The sequence below is a fragment of the Pseudomonas sp. IT-P260 genome (genome assembly GCF_949768395.1).
Classification (GTDB): domain Bacteria; phylum Pseudomonadota; class Gammaproteobacteria; order Pseudomonadales; family Pseudomonadaceae; genus Aquipseudomonas; species Aquipseudomonas parakoreensis.
In genome coordinates, this window is the sequence record NZ_CATKPO010000011.1 from 716,438 (window position 1) to 730,681 (window position 14,244).

13 protein-coding genes are annotated in these 14,244 nt (G+C 61.0%); 8 read left to right on the forward strand and 5 right to left on the reverse strand.

All coding sequences use genetic code 11. From position 1 onward, the window contains the following. Positions 1-348: 348 nt before the first annotated feature. Positions 349-867, forward strand: a complete 519-nt coding sequence (locus tag ACM6HV_RS10130; RefSeq protein WP_007966538.1) for a glycine cleavage system protein R — start codon at positions 349-351, stop codon at positions 865-867. Positions 868-1,090: 223 nt separating this feature from the next. On the opposite strand, the gene rarD is transcribed toward ACM6HV_RS10130, so the two are convergent. The 5 genes from rarD to ACM6HV_RS10155 all read right to left on the reverse strand — a co-directional run bounded on the left by rarD (position 1,091) and on the right by ACM6HV_RS10155 (position 6,982). Further along, a complete protein-coding gene (gene rarD, locus ACM6HV_RS10135; protein ID WP_041069958.1) occupies positions 1,091-1,978 on the reverse strand; it encodes an EamA family transporter RarD in 888 nt (295 codons plus the stop codon). Positions 1,979-2,183: 205 nt separating this feature from the next. Beyond that, positions 2,184-3,158, reverse strand: coding sequence for a serine/threonine protein kinase (locus tag ACM6HV_RS10140; protein ID WP_041069960.1), 975 nt, complete (start codon positions 3,156-3,158; stop codon positions 2,184-2,186). Between the two features lie 166 nt (positions 3,159-3,324). After that, positions 3,325-5,226 (reverse strand): PhoX family protein, encoded by a 1,902-nt coding sequence (locus ACM6HV_RS10145; protein WP_414904107.1) that lies wholly within the window; start codon positions 5,224-5,226, stop codon positions 3,325-3,327. 70 nt (positions 5,227-5,296) lie between these two features. Beyond that, positions 5,297-6,061: a TOBE domain-containing protein gene (locus tag ACM6HV_RS10150; protein WP_414904108.1), complete on the reverse strand. Its 765-nt coding sequence runs from the start codon at positions 6,059-6,061 to the stop codon at positions 5,297-5,299. 186 nt (positions 6,062-6,247) lie between these two features. Further along, a complete protein-coding gene (locus ACM6HV_RS10155) occupies positions 6,248-6,982 on the reverse strand; it encodes a ComF family protein (RefSeq protein WP_414904109.1) in 735 nt (244 codons plus the stop codon). 91 nt (positions 6,983-7,073) lie between these two features. On the opposite strand from ACM6HV_RS10155, the gene bioB reads away from it, so the two are divergent. The 7 genes from bioB to ACM6HV_RS10190 all read left to right on the forward strand — a co-directional run bounded on the left by bioB (position 7,074) and on the right by ACM6HV_RS10190 (position 14,162). Continuing rightward, entirely contained in the window at positions 7,074-8,129 is a 1,056-nt protein-coding gene (gene bioB / locus ACM6HV_RS10160) for a biotin synthase BioB (protein WP_086793534.1), read from the forward strand. A gap of 161 nt (positions 8,130-8,290) precedes the next feature. Further along, the gene (gene bioF, locus ACM6HV_RS10165) at positions 8,291-9,469 is read left to right on the forward strand and encodes an 8-amino-7-oxononanoate synthase (RefSeq protein WP_414904110.1); all 1,179 of its coding nucleotides are present in this window, start codon (positions 8,291-8,293) and stop codon (positions 9,467-9,469) included. Further along, on the forward strand, positions 9,462-10,193 hold the full coding sequence (locus tag ACM6HV_RS10170) for an alpha/beta fold hydrolase (RefSeq protein ID WP_414904111.1): 732 nt from the start codon (positions 9,462-9,464) through the stop codon (positions 10,191-10,193). Before bioF ends, ACM6HV_RS10170 begins: the two co-directional genes overlap by 8 nt. Further along, positions 10,186-10,998, forward strand: coding sequence for a malonyl-ACP O-methyltransferase BioC (gene bioC / locus ACM6HV_RS10175; RefSeq protein WP_414904112.1), 813 nt, complete (start codon positions 10,186-10,188; stop codon positions 10,996-10,998). Before ACM6HV_RS10170 ends, bioC begins: the two co-directional genes overlap by 8 nt. After that, positions 10,995-11,675 carry a dethiobiotin synthase gene (gene bioD, locus ACM6HV_RS10180; protein WP_414904114.1) on the forward strand — a complete coding sequence of 227 codons (681 nt, stop codon included), beginning with the start codon at positions 10,995-10,997 and terminating at the stop codon, positions 11,673-11,675. The genes bioC and bioD overlap by 4 nt, the downstream gene beginning before the upstream one ends. Positions 11,676-11,783: 108 nt before the next feature. After that, a complete protein-coding gene (locus ACM6HV_RS10185) occupies positions 11,784-12,080 on the forward strand; it encodes a hypothetical protein (RefSeq protein ID WP_047297018.1) in 297 nt (98 codons plus the stop codon). 276 nt (positions 12,081-12,356) lie between these two features. Then, the gene (locus tag ACM6HV_RS10190) at positions 12,357-14,162 is read left to right on the forward strand and encodes a phenylacyl-CoA dehydrogenase (RefSeq protein WP_041069986.1); all 1,806 of its coding nucleotides are present in this window, start codon (positions 12,357-12,359) and stop codon (positions 14,160-14,162) included. Positions 14,163-14,244 lie beyond the last annotated feature (82 nt).

Genomic DNA, 14,244 nt, shown 5'->3' on the forward strand with positions numbered 1-14,244 from the left:
AATTACGTCGTTCTGCGACCTCATGACGCATTGCGGTCACGTCGCGGAACGGGATGTTCTCAAAAAACCAGCAGATTGTTCCAGTTAAATATAAAAAGTTGTACACATAAATGCTGTGCAGCTCCCATTCAGCTTCGTTGCGCCTGCATTTGTGGCGAGGGAGCTTGCTCCCGCTCGGGTGCGAAGCATCCGCAAAAGATATTACTGACTGAAGAGGGCGTCCTGCGGCCGCCAGCGGGAGCAAGCTCCCTCGCCACAGGTGATGTTCACTTGAGCATGGCGGTTGAATGTCGGCCCTTGCCTATACTTGCCTTTCTATAACAAAAGTCATGACAAGAGGGCTGCGCCATGGACCATCTCGTACTCACTGTGTTTGCTCCGGACAAGCCCGGGCAGGTCGAGCGCATCGCCCAATGCATCGCCGAGCATGGCGGTAACTGGCTGGAAAGCCGCATGTCACGGATGGCCGGGCAGTTCGCCGGGATTCTGCGGGTGGGCGTGCCGGCGGAGGCTTACGACGAATTAGTCGATTCCCTACAAGCACTGTCGGCGCAGGGCATTCGTGTGCTGATTGCCGAGAGCGGCATCGAGCAGTCCTGTACCTGGAAACCGATCGCCATGGAGCTGGTGGGCAACGACCGTCCGGGCATCGTGCGCGACATCACCCGTTTGCTCAGCGAGCAGGGGGTGAACCTCGAACGGCTGGTGACCGAAGTGCGCCCGGCACCGATGAGCAGCGAGCCGTTATTCCACGCCGAAGCAATTCTCGCGGTGCCGCTGACCCTGTCGCTGGACGTGCTGCAATCGCGCCTGGAAACCCTGGCCGATGATCTGATGGTCGAACTGGTGTTACGCACAGACGTTTAAGCACCGCCAGGGTTATCCAGTTTTAACGTGCACCTGCCTGTGGATAACCTGTAGAGACCGGGCGCAACGCCACGCGGGCTGTGGCTTGCCGGGAACTGATCAAAAAACCGCCAGCATTCAGTGACTTGCGCACAAACGGCGGGGATCACGTTGTGGATAACCTTGGGAAGGAACCTTGCAGGCCACGAGAATCGTGGCCTGCGAAGCTTTGTGCGTTTTTTGATCAGCTGCGCCGACGCAAACTGATCACCGCATCGACGCTGTAAACGGCCAGACCGGCCCAGATAAAGATGAACGCGATCAGCGTGCTCGACGACAGATGCTCACCAAACAGCAACACCGCCTGCAGCAGCACCAGGGTTGGTGCCAGGTATTGCAGGAAGCCGATGGTGGTGTAAGGCAGGTGGCGCGTGGCAGCGTTGAAGCACACCAGCGGCACCAGCGTCACCGGGCCGGCGGCTACCAGCCACCAGGCTTGCGAGGTGGTCCAGAACTCCGGTTGCGCGCTGGTTGCGGTCTGGTTGAACAACAGCCAGGCAATGGCGATCGGCACCAGCATCCAGGTTTCCACGACCAGCCCCGGCAAGGCTTTGACCGGCGCCTGTTTGCGGATCAAGCCGTAAAAACCAAAGGTCAGCGCCAGCACCAGCGACACCCACGGCAGACTGCCGACCTGCCACACTTGCTGCGCTACGCCGATGGCCGCCAGCCCCACGGCGATCCACTGCATGCGCCGCAGGCGTTCGCCGAGAATCAGCATCCCCAACAGCACATTGACCAGCGGGTTGATGTAATAACCGAGACTCGCTTCGAGCATGCGTCCGTTGTTCACCGACCACACGTAGGTCAGCCAGTTGGCCGCGATCAAGGTACCGCTCAGGGCCAGAATCGCCAGGCGTTTGGGGTTGTCGAGCAATTCACGCAACCAGCCCGGATGCTTCCACACCATCAGCAACAGGGCGCCGAACAGCGCCGACCACAGCACCCGGTGAATGATGATCTCGACAGCGGGTACTTCGGCGATGGCTTTGAAGTAGATCGGGAACAGACCCCAGATGATGTAGGCGCTCAGGCCCAGAATGTACCCGCGACGCGGGTTGGCGGCTTGCATGCAGAATCCTTGCTTAGGCAGCTAACAAAGGAGGGATTGTAAGGAGGTTTGTCGACGAATGCCGTAGCGCAATGATCAGGAAATTGTGAACGGCGGACAATTGTGGGAGCGAGCCTGCTCGCGAAGGCGTCGTTTCAGTCGACATCAGTGTTGAATGTCAGTCCGTATTCGCGAGCAGGCTCGCTCCCATATGAATATTGGTGAATCAGAACAGTTTCAGGGGTTCTTCGTTAAGCGCCGAAAGCTGTTCACGCAGCGCCAACACCTGATCGCCCCAATACCGTTCGGTGCCGAACCAAGGAAAGCTGTGCGGAAACGCCGGGTCGTCCCAGCGCCGCGCCAGCCACGCGCTGTAGTGCATCAGCCGCAGGGCGCGCAGCGGTTCGATCAGCGCCAGTTCGCGCGGATCGAAGTCGTGGAATTCGTTGTAGCCGTCCATCAGTTCCGAGAGCTGGCCGAGGCATTCCTGACGATCGCCCGCCAGCATCATCCAGATGTCCTGCACGGCCGGGCCCATGCGGCAGTCGTCGAGGTCGACGATGTGGAACATTTCATCGCGGCACATCATGTTGCCGGGGTGGCAGTCGCCGTGCATGCGGATGTTCTGGTGCGGCGTGGCGGCGTAGACATCTTCGACACGCTTGAGCAAGTCGCGGGCCACAGACTCGTAGGCTGGCAGGAGGCTCTTGGGGATGAAGTTGCCTTCAAGCAATGTTGCCAGCGAGGCATGGCCGAAGTTCTGCACGCCGAGGGCTTCACGGTGTTCGAACGGCTTGGTGGCGCCGACCGCATGAATGCGCCCGAGCAACTGGCCGAGGCGATACAACTGATCGAGATTACCCGGCTCCGGCGCACGGCCGCCGCGACGCGGGAACAGGGTGAAACGGAAACCGGCGTGTTCGTGCAGGGTCTGGCCGTTGTGGATCAGCGGCGCCACCACCGGGATTTCGACGTCGGCCAGTTCGAAGGTGAATTGGTGTTCTTCGAGGATGGCGTCATTGGTCCAGCGCTGCGGGCGATAGAACTTGGCGATCAGCGGTTCGGAGTCTTCGATGCCGACCTGATAGACGCGGTTTTCGTAGCTGTTGAGCGCGAGAATGCGCGCATCACTGAGGAAGCCGATGCTTTCGACGGCATCGAGCACGAGATCGGGTGTAAGGGTTTCAAACGGGTGGGCCATGCTGACTCCTGCGCGCAGCAGGCTGCCGCGTCCGGCCCAGCATGGTAGCGCAGATGGCAGTGGGGGAGTGGGTTGGTGTCTGGTCAAGCCCCTTCGCGAGCAGGCTCGCTCCCACATTTGGAATGCAATCCTCTGTGGGAGCGAGCCTGCTCGCGAAAGCGATTTATCAGGCGCCGACGATTCCACCGTCCTCACGGGTAATCGCCATCACCGAGGAGCGCGGCTTGCCATTCGGCAAATGCTCAGGGAAGGTCGAACCACCGTTCTCGCCCGGGTGCTGAATCCCGACAAACAGGGTCTTCTGGTCCGGCGAGAAGCTGATCCCGGTGACTTCGCAACCAATCGGCCCGACCATGAAGCGGCGAATCTCGCCGGTCTTGGGATCGGCACAGAGCATCTGGTTGTTGCCCATCCCGGCAAAGTCGCCGGCATTGCTCGAGTCGCCGTCCGTCAGAATCCACAAGCGCCCGGCCTTGTCGAAGCCCAGCCCGTCCGGGCTGTTGAACATGTTCTGCGGGGTGATGTTCGACGAGCCGCCCTTCGGCGTACCGGCATGGACGCCTGGATTGCCGGCGACCACAAACAGATCCCAGGCGAAGGTCTTCGAGGCGTGATCGTCGCGGTCGGTGCGCCAGCGCAGGATCTGCCCGTAGACGTTCTTCGCGCGCGGGTTCGGCCCGCCCACCGGCTGCCCGTCTTCGCCGCGTTTGGCGTTGTTGGTCAGGGTGCAATAAACCTGGCCGTCCTTCGGGCTGACCACGATCCATTCCGGGCGGTCCATGCGCGTGGCGCCGACCACGCTGGCGGCGAGACGGGCGTGGATCAGCACTTCGGCCTGATCGGCGAAACCGCTGCTGGCGTCGATGCCGTTCTTGCCATGGGTCAGTTCGATCCACTGGCCCTGGCCTTTCGGATGATCCGGGTTGCCGTCACCGGCATCGAATTTCGCCACGTACAAAGTGCCGTGGTCGAGGATGTTGCGGTTGGCCTTGGCGTTGCGGTGGTTGATGCGGTCGCGGCTGACGAATTTGTAGATGAACTCGCCCCGTTCGTCGTCGCCCATGTACACCACGGCGCGGCCGTCGTCGGTCTCGGTCAGTGCGGCGTTTTCATGTTTGAAGCGACCCAGCGCGGTACGTTTGACCGGGGTCGATTGCGGATCGAACGGATCGATCTCGACCACCCAGCCGTGACGGTTGAGCTCGTTGGGGTTCTTGGCCATGTCGAAGCGTGGATCGAACGGATGCCAGTTGATCTCGCGGCTGGCCGCCGACACACCGTAACGCTTCTGCGCCGGGTCGAACTGCTGCTGGGCGTTGCTGCTGCCAAAGCAGTCGGTAAAGTTTTCTTCGCAGGTCAGATAGGTGCCCCACGGTGTCTTGCCGTTGGCGCAGTTCTGGAAGGTGCCGAGGACTCTCTTGCCGTGCTTGTCGGCGGCCGTCTTCATCAGCTCGTGACCGGCGGCCGGGCCGCTGATGCGCAGCGGCGAATTGCCGTGGATGCGCCGGTTGTAACGCGAGCCCTGGACGAACTGCCATTGGCCGTTCTTGCGCTGCACTTCGATCACCGACACACCTTCGCAGGCCAGTGCCTTGCGCACGTCCTCGGCCGATTGCGGCATGCCGCCGTGCGAGTAGAGGTAGCGGTAGTTGGTGTATTCGTTGTTGATCGCCATCAACGCGCGGTTTCTGTCGTCGGGGAATTCGAACAGGCTCATGCCGTCGTTGTTGTCACCGAACTGCACTTCCTGTGCGGCGGCGGTGCCATTGCCGCTCGGGTCGAACGCCGGGCCATTCTTGTGCAATGGCTGACCCCAACTGATCAGCACCGAGGACTTGTAGCCCTTGGGCAGGCTGATGACGTCGGTGGTCGCGGCGGGAATGCTCTCGAAACCGAGCAGGCGGCTGTTGCCGGCGCTGATGCCGGTGGCCAGCGCGCTGCGGCTGAGCAGGTTGCCGCCGAGGAACATGGCGGCGCCGCACAGCGCACCGGCGCTGATGAAACCGCGACGGCTGAGGCCGACCATTTTTTCCAGGTCTGTCGATTGGTTTTCTTCTAATAGGCTCACATCAGGCTCCCTGCTTGGTTTTGGCAGCCACCTTAATGAGCGTCGATTACGCTTTCGTTGCAGCGTCTGATTACAGCGGCGTGCCGATCAGCACATTGGACGGCGAAAACTGTACCTGTACCGGTTGCCCGACACTCAGCCCGCGGGTGCGAAGCAGCAGCGGCTCAGCCAGAGCGCAGAGCGTCTGGCCGTTGGGCAAAGCGATGCGCACTTCGCTGGGGCCGTCCTCGGCATCGAGAATGGCTTCGAGGGTGCCGCTTAGTAGATTGTGTCCAGATGTTGCAGCTTGGTCCGCCGCCAGCAGTTCAAGCCAGCCGGCCTTGATCAATGCCACCACTTCAGTGCCCGGTTGCAGTTCCAGATGCACGGTGCTGTCGTGGGTGATCTGTGCATTGATCCACAGGCCTTCAGCCAGTTCGAGGCCGATCAAGTCATTGCGGCCCTGACCTTCGATGCTCACGACTTTGCCGTGCAGTTGATTGCGGGCGCTGGTTCTGAGCATCAATCGCCCGAGCAGATCCAGATCACTGGCGTCTTCAGCGGCTTCCAGTACCTGCGCCTGCAAGGCCTGCAGCTTTTGATAAAGGCGCAACACCCGCTCGCCTTCGCTGGACAATCTGGCGCCACCGCCGCCCTTGCCGCCGACCGCACGTTCCACCAATGGCTTCTGCGCCAGGTTGTTCAACTCATCGATCGCATCCCAAGCGGCCTTGTAACTCAGCCCGGCGCTTTTTGCGGCGCGGGTGATCGAGCCCTGTTCGGCAATGTGTTGCAGCAGGGCGATGCGCTGCGGACGGCGGACGATGTGCTGGGAGAGCAGGGTGGGCAGGGACATGGATGGGTGCTTTATCACGGTGGCGGTGGGGGGAAATTGGCGGCTTGCAACGCCGGAGTCAAGCCTGACACATAACCCTGTGGGAGCGAGCCTGCTCGCGAAGGCGTCAGCATATTCAACGCTGATGATGACCGACACTGCGCTTTCGCGAGCAGGCTCGCTCCCACAAGGGGATTGTGCTGACTTTCAGTTTCCCGGTTTTGGCGTGCGCGCCAGGCAATACACGTCAACCCGCGCTGCGCCTGCATTTTTTAGCAGTCGCGCCAATGCCTGGGCCGTGGCGCCGGTGGTCAGCACGTCATCGACCAATGCGAAGTGCCGACCTTTCACATCGGTGTCCGGGTTCAGCGCGAAGGCGTGACGCAAATTGCGCTTGCGCGCCTTGGCGTCGAGATCCTGCTGGGCGCAGGTGTCGTGGATCCGCCGTAGCGCCTGTTCCTCAAAAGGCAGCTCCAGCTGCTGGCTCAACCACCGCCCCAGCATCGCCGCTTGATTGAACCCGCGTTGGCGCAGTCGTTTGCTCGCCAGTGGCACCGGCACCAACGCGTCGGGTCGCGGCAATCCCTCATCGAAGCGATGTTGCAGGTATTGTCCGGCAACGTCGGCGAGCAGGTGACCAAACGGCCATTTCGCCTTGTGTTTAAAGCGTGTAATCAGACTGTCCACCGGGAAGTCATAGCGCCACGGCACGACCACCTGTTCGAACGCCGGGGGCTCTAGCAGGCACTCGCTGCAGGTCAGACCGACAGCCGGCATCGGCAACGCGCACGTCTGGCACTGGTCGCCGAGCCAGGGCAGCTCGGTTTCGCAGGCGACACACATTGGCAATTCTGCTTCTGCGGGCTCATCGCACAGCAAGCAGGTCTGTACGTTTTTTAAACAGATGTAAACCTGTTGTGCGTATCGTGGTTGACAGCGCATGACTCTTCCTTAAATATGCCGAACATCCGTGTCGCGCCTGTGGGTATTCCGTTCCTGCAGCCGCCAGCCAAGCATAACCAAGGAACTGCCCATGAGCGCCAGCACCTCTGCCACCCTGCGTCACGACTGGTCTTTAGCCGAAGTCAAAGCGCTCTTCGTACAGCCATTCAACGACTTGCTGTTCCAGGCGCAGACGGTGCACCGCGCACATTTCAACGCCAACCGGGTGCAGGTTTCCACACTGCTGTCGATCAAGACCGGTGCCTGCCCGGAAGACTGCAAGTACTGCCCGCAGTCCGGTCACTACAACACCGGCCTGGAAAAAGAAAAGCTGATGGAAGTGCAGAAAGTTCTCGAAGAGGCTGCCCGCGCCAAAGCCATCGGCTCGACCCGTTTCTGCATGGGCGCTGCGTGGAAGCACCCGTCGGCCAAAGACATGCCGTACGTGCTGAAAATGGTCGAAGGCGTGAAAGCCATGGGTCTGGAAACCTGCATGACCCTCGGTCGTCTCGATCAAGAACAGACCGAAGCGCTGGCCAAGGCTGGCCTGGATTACTACAACCACAACCTCGACACCTCGCCTGAGTTCTACGGCAGCATCATCACCACCCGTACTTACAGCGAGCGCCTGCAGACCCTGGCCTACGTGCGTGAGTCGGGGATGAAGATCTGCTCCGGCGGCATTCTCGGCATGGGCGAGTCGCTGGACGACCGCGCCAACCTGCTGATCCAGTTGGCTAACCTGCCGGAGCATCCGGAGTCGGTGCCGATCAACATGCTGGTGAAAGTGGCCGGTACGCCGCTGGAAAACGCCGACGACGTCGATCCGTTCGATTTCATCCGCATGCTCGCCGTGGCGCGCATCCTCATGCCGCAATCCCACGTGCGCCTGTCCGCCGGCCGCGAAGCGATGAATGAGCAGATGCAGGCGTTGGCATTCTTTGCCGGTGCCAACTCGATTTTTTACGGCGACAAACTGCTGACCACTGCCAACCCGCAGGCCGACAAGGACATGCAACTGTTCGCGCGTCTGGGTATTCAGCCAGAAGCACGTGAAGAGCATGCCGATGAGGTGCATCAGGCCGCGATCGAGCAGGCGCTGGTGGAGCAGAAGAGCAGCGAGCAGTTCTATAACGCTGCCATCTAAGTTTTTTGATGCGATGCAAAACACTGTGGGAGCTGGCTTGCCAGCGATAGCGGACTGGCTGTCGACATCTATGTTGAATGTGTCACCGTCATCGCTGGCAAGCCAGCTCCCACAGGGTCTGTGTCCGTCTTGATTCATCTGATCTGACTGTCGAGGCCTGCATGTCTTTCGATCTCGCCGCACGCCTTGCTGCCCGCCGTGCTGAAAATCTCTATCGCCAGCGTCCGTTGCTCGAGTCCCCGCAGGGGCCTGAAGTGGTGGTCGACGGGCAGCCGTTGCTGGCGTTCTGCAATAACGACTACCTTGGTCTGGCCAATCACCCGCAGGTGATCGAAGCCTGGCGCGCGGGTGCCGAGCGCTGGGGCGTGGGTGGCGGAGCGTCACATCTGGTGATCGGCCACAGCGGCCCGCATCATGCACTGGAAGAAGCACTGGCTGACCTCACCGGCCGGCCGCGTGCGTTGCTGTTCACCACTGGCTACATGGCCAACCTCGGTGCGGTCACGGCACTGGTCGGGCAGGGCGATACGGTGTTGGAAGACCGCCTCAATCACGCCTCGTTGCTGGATGCCGGTCTGTTGTCCGGCGCGCGTTTCAATCGTTATCTGCACAACGACGCCGACAGTCTGGCCACGCGTCTGGAGAAAGCCACGGGCAACACGCTGGTGGTCACCGATGGCGTATTCAGTATGGACGGCGACATTGCCGATCTGCCCGCGCTGGCCCGGGAAGCCAAGGCCAGGGGCGCGTGGATGATGGTCGATGATGCCCATGGCTTCGGCCCGCTCGGCGTCAATGGTGGCGGAATCGTCGAGCATTTCGGCCTGAGTCAGGACGATGTGCCGGTGCTGGTCGGCACCCTCGGCAAGGCGTTCGGCACGGCGGGTGCTTTTGTCGCCGGCAGTGAGGAGCTGATCGAAAGCCTGATCCAGTTCGCCCGGCCCTACATCTACACCACCAGCCAGCCACCGGCGCTGGCCTGCGCAACGCTGAAAAGTCTGGAATTACTGCGCACGGAACACTGGCGTCGTGAACATTTGCAAACGCTGATCCGCCAGTTCCGCCACGGCGCCGAGCAGATCGGTCTGCAATTGATGGACAGCTTGACTCCGATCCAGCCGATCCTGATCGGCGATGCCGGTCGCGCCGTGCGCCTGTCGCAGATGCTGCGCGAGCGCGGCTTGATGGTCACGGCAATCCGTCCGCCGACCGTCCCGGCGGGCAGCGCACGCCTGCGCGTGACCCTGACCGCTGCCCACAGCGAGGCGCAGGTGCAGCTATTGTTGGAAGGACTGGCCGATTGCTTTGCCCAACTGCCGCCGGAGCCAAGCCATGCGTGATCGTCTGATTCTGCTGCCGGGCTGGGGCCTTGGTATTTCGCCGCTGGAGCCTTTGACCGCAGCGTTACAGGGACTCGACGAGCATCTGCATGTCGAGATCGAGCCGTTGCCCGAGCTTGATTCAAGCGACGTGCAGGAGTGGCTCGACGATCTCGATGAACGTATTCCTCAGGATGTGTGGCTGGGCGGCTGGTCGCTGGGCGGCATGCTTGCCTCTGAGTTGGCAGCACGGCGCGGCGAGCGTTGCTGCGGTCTGCTGACGCTGGCGAGCAATCCTTCTTTCGTGGCCCACGAGCATTGGCCGAGTGCGATGCCGGGCGAGACGTTCGATGCATTTCTCGGCGGCTGCCAGGCCGATCCGCGGCTGACCCTCAAACGGTTCTCGTTGTTGTGTGCTCAGGGCGCGCAAGAGCCGCGCGGCTTGTCGCGGTTGATGCTGGGCGGCGCGCCGAATACGGCCCCCGAAACCTTGTTGGCCGGGCTGGGACTGCTCGCCCAACTGGATACCCGGGAAGCGTTGCAGGCGTTTCGCGGCCCGCAGTTGCACCTGTTCGCCGGGCAGGACGGTCTGGTGCCGGCGGAAGCGGCGGGGGCGTTGTTCGCGCTGTTGCCGGATATCGAAATTGGTCTGATCGAACAGGCCAGTCATGCGTTTCTTCTGGAAGACCCCCATGGCGTGGCGGGTGCGATCCAGGCTTTTCTACACGAGTGCGGTGATGACTGATTTGTCTCTTGTTGCGCTGCCCGGCGGCTTGCCCGACAAGCGCCAGGTCGCGGCCTCTTTCTCCCGTGCGGCGGCCAGTTACGACAGTGTTGCCGAATTGCAGCGTGATGTCGGCTCACAGTTGCTGCAGCGGTTGCCGGAAGATTTTCTGCCGTCGCGCTGGCTGGATCTTGGCTGCGGCACCGGCTATTTCACTCGCGCATTGGCCGAGCGATATGTCGAGGGGCAGGGGCTGGCACTGGATATCGCCGAGGGCATGCTCAGTCACGCACGACCATTGGGCGGCGCGCAGCATTTTATCGCGGGTGATGCGGAGCGTCTGCCATTGCAGGACTCGACCTGTGAGCTGATCTTCTCCAGCCTCGCGGTGCAGTGGTGCGCAGACTTCGAATCGGTGCTCAGCGAAGCCTTTCGTGTGCTCAAGCCGGGCGGGATTTTCGCGTTTGCTAGTCTTTGTGTCGGGACGTTGTACGAATTGCGCGACAGTTGGCGGCAGGTCGATGGGCTGGTGCACGTCAACCGCTTCCGCGAATTCGCCCGGTATGAGCAGTTGTGCGCCGCCAGTGGCTTGCGTTCGATGAGTCTGCAGAATCAGGCGCATGTGCTGCACTACCCGGATGTGCGCAGCCTGACCCACGAACTCAAGGCGCTCGGTGCACACAATCTGAACCCCGGGCGGCCGGGTGGTTTGACCGGGCGGGCGCGGATCCTCGGCCTGATTGAGGCGTACGAACAGTTCCGTCAGCCGCAGGGATTGCCGGCGACTTACCAGGTGGTTTACGCGGTGTTGGAGAAACCCTTATGAGCGCAGCCTATTTCATCACCGGGACTGACACCGATGTCGGCAAGACGACCGTGGCAGCCGGGTTACTGCATGCTGCGCGCTCGGCGGGGCTGAGTACGGCGGCGGGCAAACCGGTGGCTTCGGGGTGCGAGGTAACCGCCAAGGGTTTGCGCAATGCGGACGCGCTGGCGTTGTTGGCTGAATGTTCGGTGCCGCTGACTTATCAACAGGTCAATCCGGTCGCGTTCGAGCCGGCCATCGCGCCGCATCTGGCGGCGCGCGAGGCGGGTGTCGCGCTGACCGTGCAATCGTTGCTGGCGCCGATGCGCGAAATCCTGGCGCTGAATGCCGATTTCACCTTGATTGAGGGGGCCGGTGGCTGGCGAGTACCGTTGGCGGATCAGGACAATCTGTCGGATCTGGCCATCGCGCTGAAGCTGCCGGTGATTCTGGTGGTGGGCGTGCGGCTGGGCTGTATCAGTCATGCCTTGCTGACGGCCGAGGCAATTGCCCGCGATGGCCTGCAACTGGCCGGTTGGGTGGCGAATATCATCGACCCGAAGACGTCGCGGCTGGAAGAGAATCTGGCGACGCTGGCCGAGCGGCTTCCCGCGCCGTGTCTGGGGCGCGTGCCGAAACTCAAGGCACTCAGTGCCGAAGCAGTGGCTGCCCACTTGCAACTCGATCTGCTGGACTAATGCTTTTGCTATGACAGGGCACTGTGCCATCAGTATTTTTGACGGGTGTTTTTCTGGCACCTCTGCTTCAATGGCAACCATTGATCCTTCCCAAGGATGAGAACTCCCATGGAAATCACCGGTAACACAGCTTTTTATGCGGGTTTGAGCACCATTCAAACCGGGCAGAATCGTGTCGATCAGGCCGCCAGCCAGATCGCCAATAATACGATCGAGCGTTCGGTTACCAGCCAGTCTTCCGAGGCGCAGATCGATCGCCTGCGCGGTATCGACCGCAGTCAGCAAATGGATCCGGGCAGTGCCATGGCCGAAATGGCTCAAGGCAAGTTTCAGGTGGAGCTGGGCACCAAGGTCGCCAAGGCTTCCGATGAAATGCTCGGTACGATCATTGATACGTTTGCCTGATTTTTTGCGGTCCCTGCCTGCTGGACGCCGCGCTTTGTCGCGGCGTTTTTCGTTGTAAGTCCTTCTCCCTCAACTAATCTTTTTTCATTGCCCGTGGCGCTTTGCAGCCCATGGCCGTTTGCTGTGTCCGGCGTTTGAAAAAAGTCATGACGAACGGCAAAAGATCGACGCTTGACAAGATTTCGGCGTAAACGTATGTTTCAAACAACTGTTTGACCGTCATAACAAATCAACACGGTCGTTCATTCCCGGTTACATCAGCAGAGGTTTATCGCTATGCCTGACTACAAGGCCCCCTTGCGTGATATTCGCTTCGTTCGTGACGAACTGCTCGGCTACGAAGCGCACTATCAGAGCCTTCCAGCTTGCTCCGAAGCAACGCCGGACATGGTTGACGCCATCCTCGAAGAAGGCGCCAAGTTTTGTGAGCAGGTATTGGCACCGCTGAACCGCGTGGGCGACCTCGAAGGCTGCACCTGGAGCGAGTCCGGTGTGAAAACCCCGACTGGCTTCAAAGAGGCTTACAAGCAATTCGTCGAAGGCGGCTGGCCGAGCCTGGCGCACGACGTCGAGCACGGCGGTCAGGGCCTGCCGGAGTCGCTGGGTCTGGCTGTGAGCGAAATGGTCGGTGAAGCCAACTGGTCGTGGGGCATGTACCCGGGCCTGTCGCACGGCGCGATGAATACCATCTCCGAGCACGGCACCCCTGAGCAGCAAGAAGCCTATCTGACCAAACTGGTTTCCGGCGAGTGGACCGGCACCATGTGCCTGACCGAACCGCACTGCGGCACCGACCTGGGCATGCTGCGCACCAAGGCCGAGCCTCAGGCCGATGGCTCCTACAAGGTTTCCGGCACCAAGATCTTCATCTCGGCCGGTGAACACGACATGGCCGACAACATCGTCCACATCGTACTGGCCCGCCTGCCGGACGCACCGGCTGGCACCAAAGGCATTTCCCTGTTCATCGTTCCAAAATTCCTGCCGAACGCCGATGGCACCATCGGTGCGCGTAACGCAGTGAGCTGCGGCTCGCTGGAACACAAGATGGGCATTCACGGCAACGCCACTTGCGTGATGAACTTCGACGGCGCCACCGGTTTCCTGATCGGCCCGGCGAACAAAGGCCTGAACTGCATGTTCACCTTCATGAACACCGCACGTCTGGGTACCGCGCTGCAAGGTCTGGCCCACGCCGAAATCGGCTTTCAGGGCGGCCTGAAATATGCTCGCGATCGTCTGCAAATGCGCTCTCTGACTGGCCCGAAAGCGCCGGACAAGGCCGCTGACCCGATCATCGTGCACCCTGACGTACGTCGCATGCTGCTGACCATGAAGGCCTTCGCCGAAGGCAACCGCGCGATGGTGTACTTCACCGCCAAACAGGTCGACATCGTCAAGTACGGCGTCGACGAAGAGGAAAAGAAGAAGGCCGACGCACTGCTGGCGTTCATGACGCCGATCGCCAAGGCGTTCATGACCGAAGTCGGTTTCGAAGCCGCCAACCATGGCGTGCAGATCTACGGTGGTCACGGTTTCATCGCCGAGTGGGGCATGGAGCAGAACGTTCGCGACAGCCGCATTTCGATGCTGTACGAAGGCACCACCGGCATCCAGGCACTCGACCTGCTGGGCCGTAAAGTGCTGATGACTCAAGGCGAGGCCCTGAAAGGCTTCACCAAGATCGTTCACAAGTTCTGCCAGAACAACGAAGGCAACGAAGCCGTCAAAGAGTTCGTTGCACCGCTGGCTGCACTGAACAAGGAATGGGGCGAGCTGACCATGAAGGTCGGTATGGCAGCCATGAAAGATCGCGAGGAAGTCGGCGCGGCCTCCGTGGACTACCTGATGTACTCCGGTTACGCCTGCCTGGCCTACTTCTGGGCTGACATGGCGCGCCTGGCTGCTGAAAAACTGGCTGCCGGCACCACCGACGAGGCGTTCTACACCGCCAAGTTGCAAACCGCGCGCTTCTACTTCCAGCGCATCCTGCCACGTACCCGTACCCACGTGGCCACCATGCTGTCGGGCGCCAATAACCTGATGGACATGAAAGAAGAAGACTTCGCACTGGGCTACTAAGCCTCAACGCGGTCTGACCAAACCGCTGCTCCTCCAGGGGCAGCGGTTTTTTTGTTGTTGAATCGCTCAGCAACCCGGCTTT

Excerpts from the sequence above, each read along its gene's own strand:
- ACM6HV_RS10150 (WP_414904108.1), bottom strand. The coding sequence starts at position 6,061 with ATGTCCCTGCCCACCCTGCTCTCCCAGCACATCGTCCGCCGTCCGCAG.
- ACM6HV_RS10190 (WP_041069986.1), top strand. The coding sequence starts at position 12,357 with ATGCCTGACTACAAGGCCCCCTTGCGTGATATTCGCTTCGTTCGTGAC.
- bioC (WP_414904112.1), top strand. The coding sequence starts at position 10,186 with ATGACTGATTTGTCTCTTGTTGCGCTGCCCGGCGGCTTGCCCGACAAG.
- ACM6HV_RS10170 (WP_414904111.1), top strand. The coding sequence starts at position 9,462 with ATGCGTGATCGTCTGATTCTGCTGCCGGGCTGGGGCCTTGGTATTTCG.
- bioD (WP_414904114.1), top strand. The coding sequence starts at position 10,995 with ATGAGCGCAGCCTATTTCATCACCGGGACTGACACCGATGTCGGCAAG.
- ACM6HV_RS10155 (WP_414904109.1), bottom strand. The coding sequence starts at position 6,982 with ATGCGCTGTCAACCACGATACGCACAACAGGTTTACATCTGTTTAAAA.
- bioF (WP_414904110.1), top strand. The coding sequence starts at position 8,291 with ATGTCTTTCGATCTCGCCGCACGCCTTGCTGCCCGCCGTGCTGAAAAT.
- ACM6HV_RS10185 (WP_047297018.1), top strand. The coding sequence starts at position 11,784 with ATGGAAATCACCGGTAACACAGCTTTTTATGCGGGTTTGAGCACCATT.
- ACM6HV_RS10130 (WP_007966538.1), top strand. The coding sequence starts at position 349 with ATGGACCATCTCGTACTCACTGTGTTTGCTCCGGACAAGCCCGGGCAG.
- ACM6HV_RS10140 (WP_041069960.1), bottom strand. The coding sequence starts at position 3,158 with ATGGCCCACCCGTTTGAAACCCTTACACCCGATCTCGTGCTCGATGCC.
- bioB (WP_086793534.1), top strand. The coding sequence starts at position 7,074 with ATGAGCGCCAGCACCTCTGCCACCCTGCGTCACGACTGGTCTTTAGCC.
- rarD (WP_041069958.1), bottom strand. The coding sequence starts at position 1,978 with ATGCAAGCCGCCAACCCGCGTCGCGGGTACATTCTGGGCCTGAGCGCC.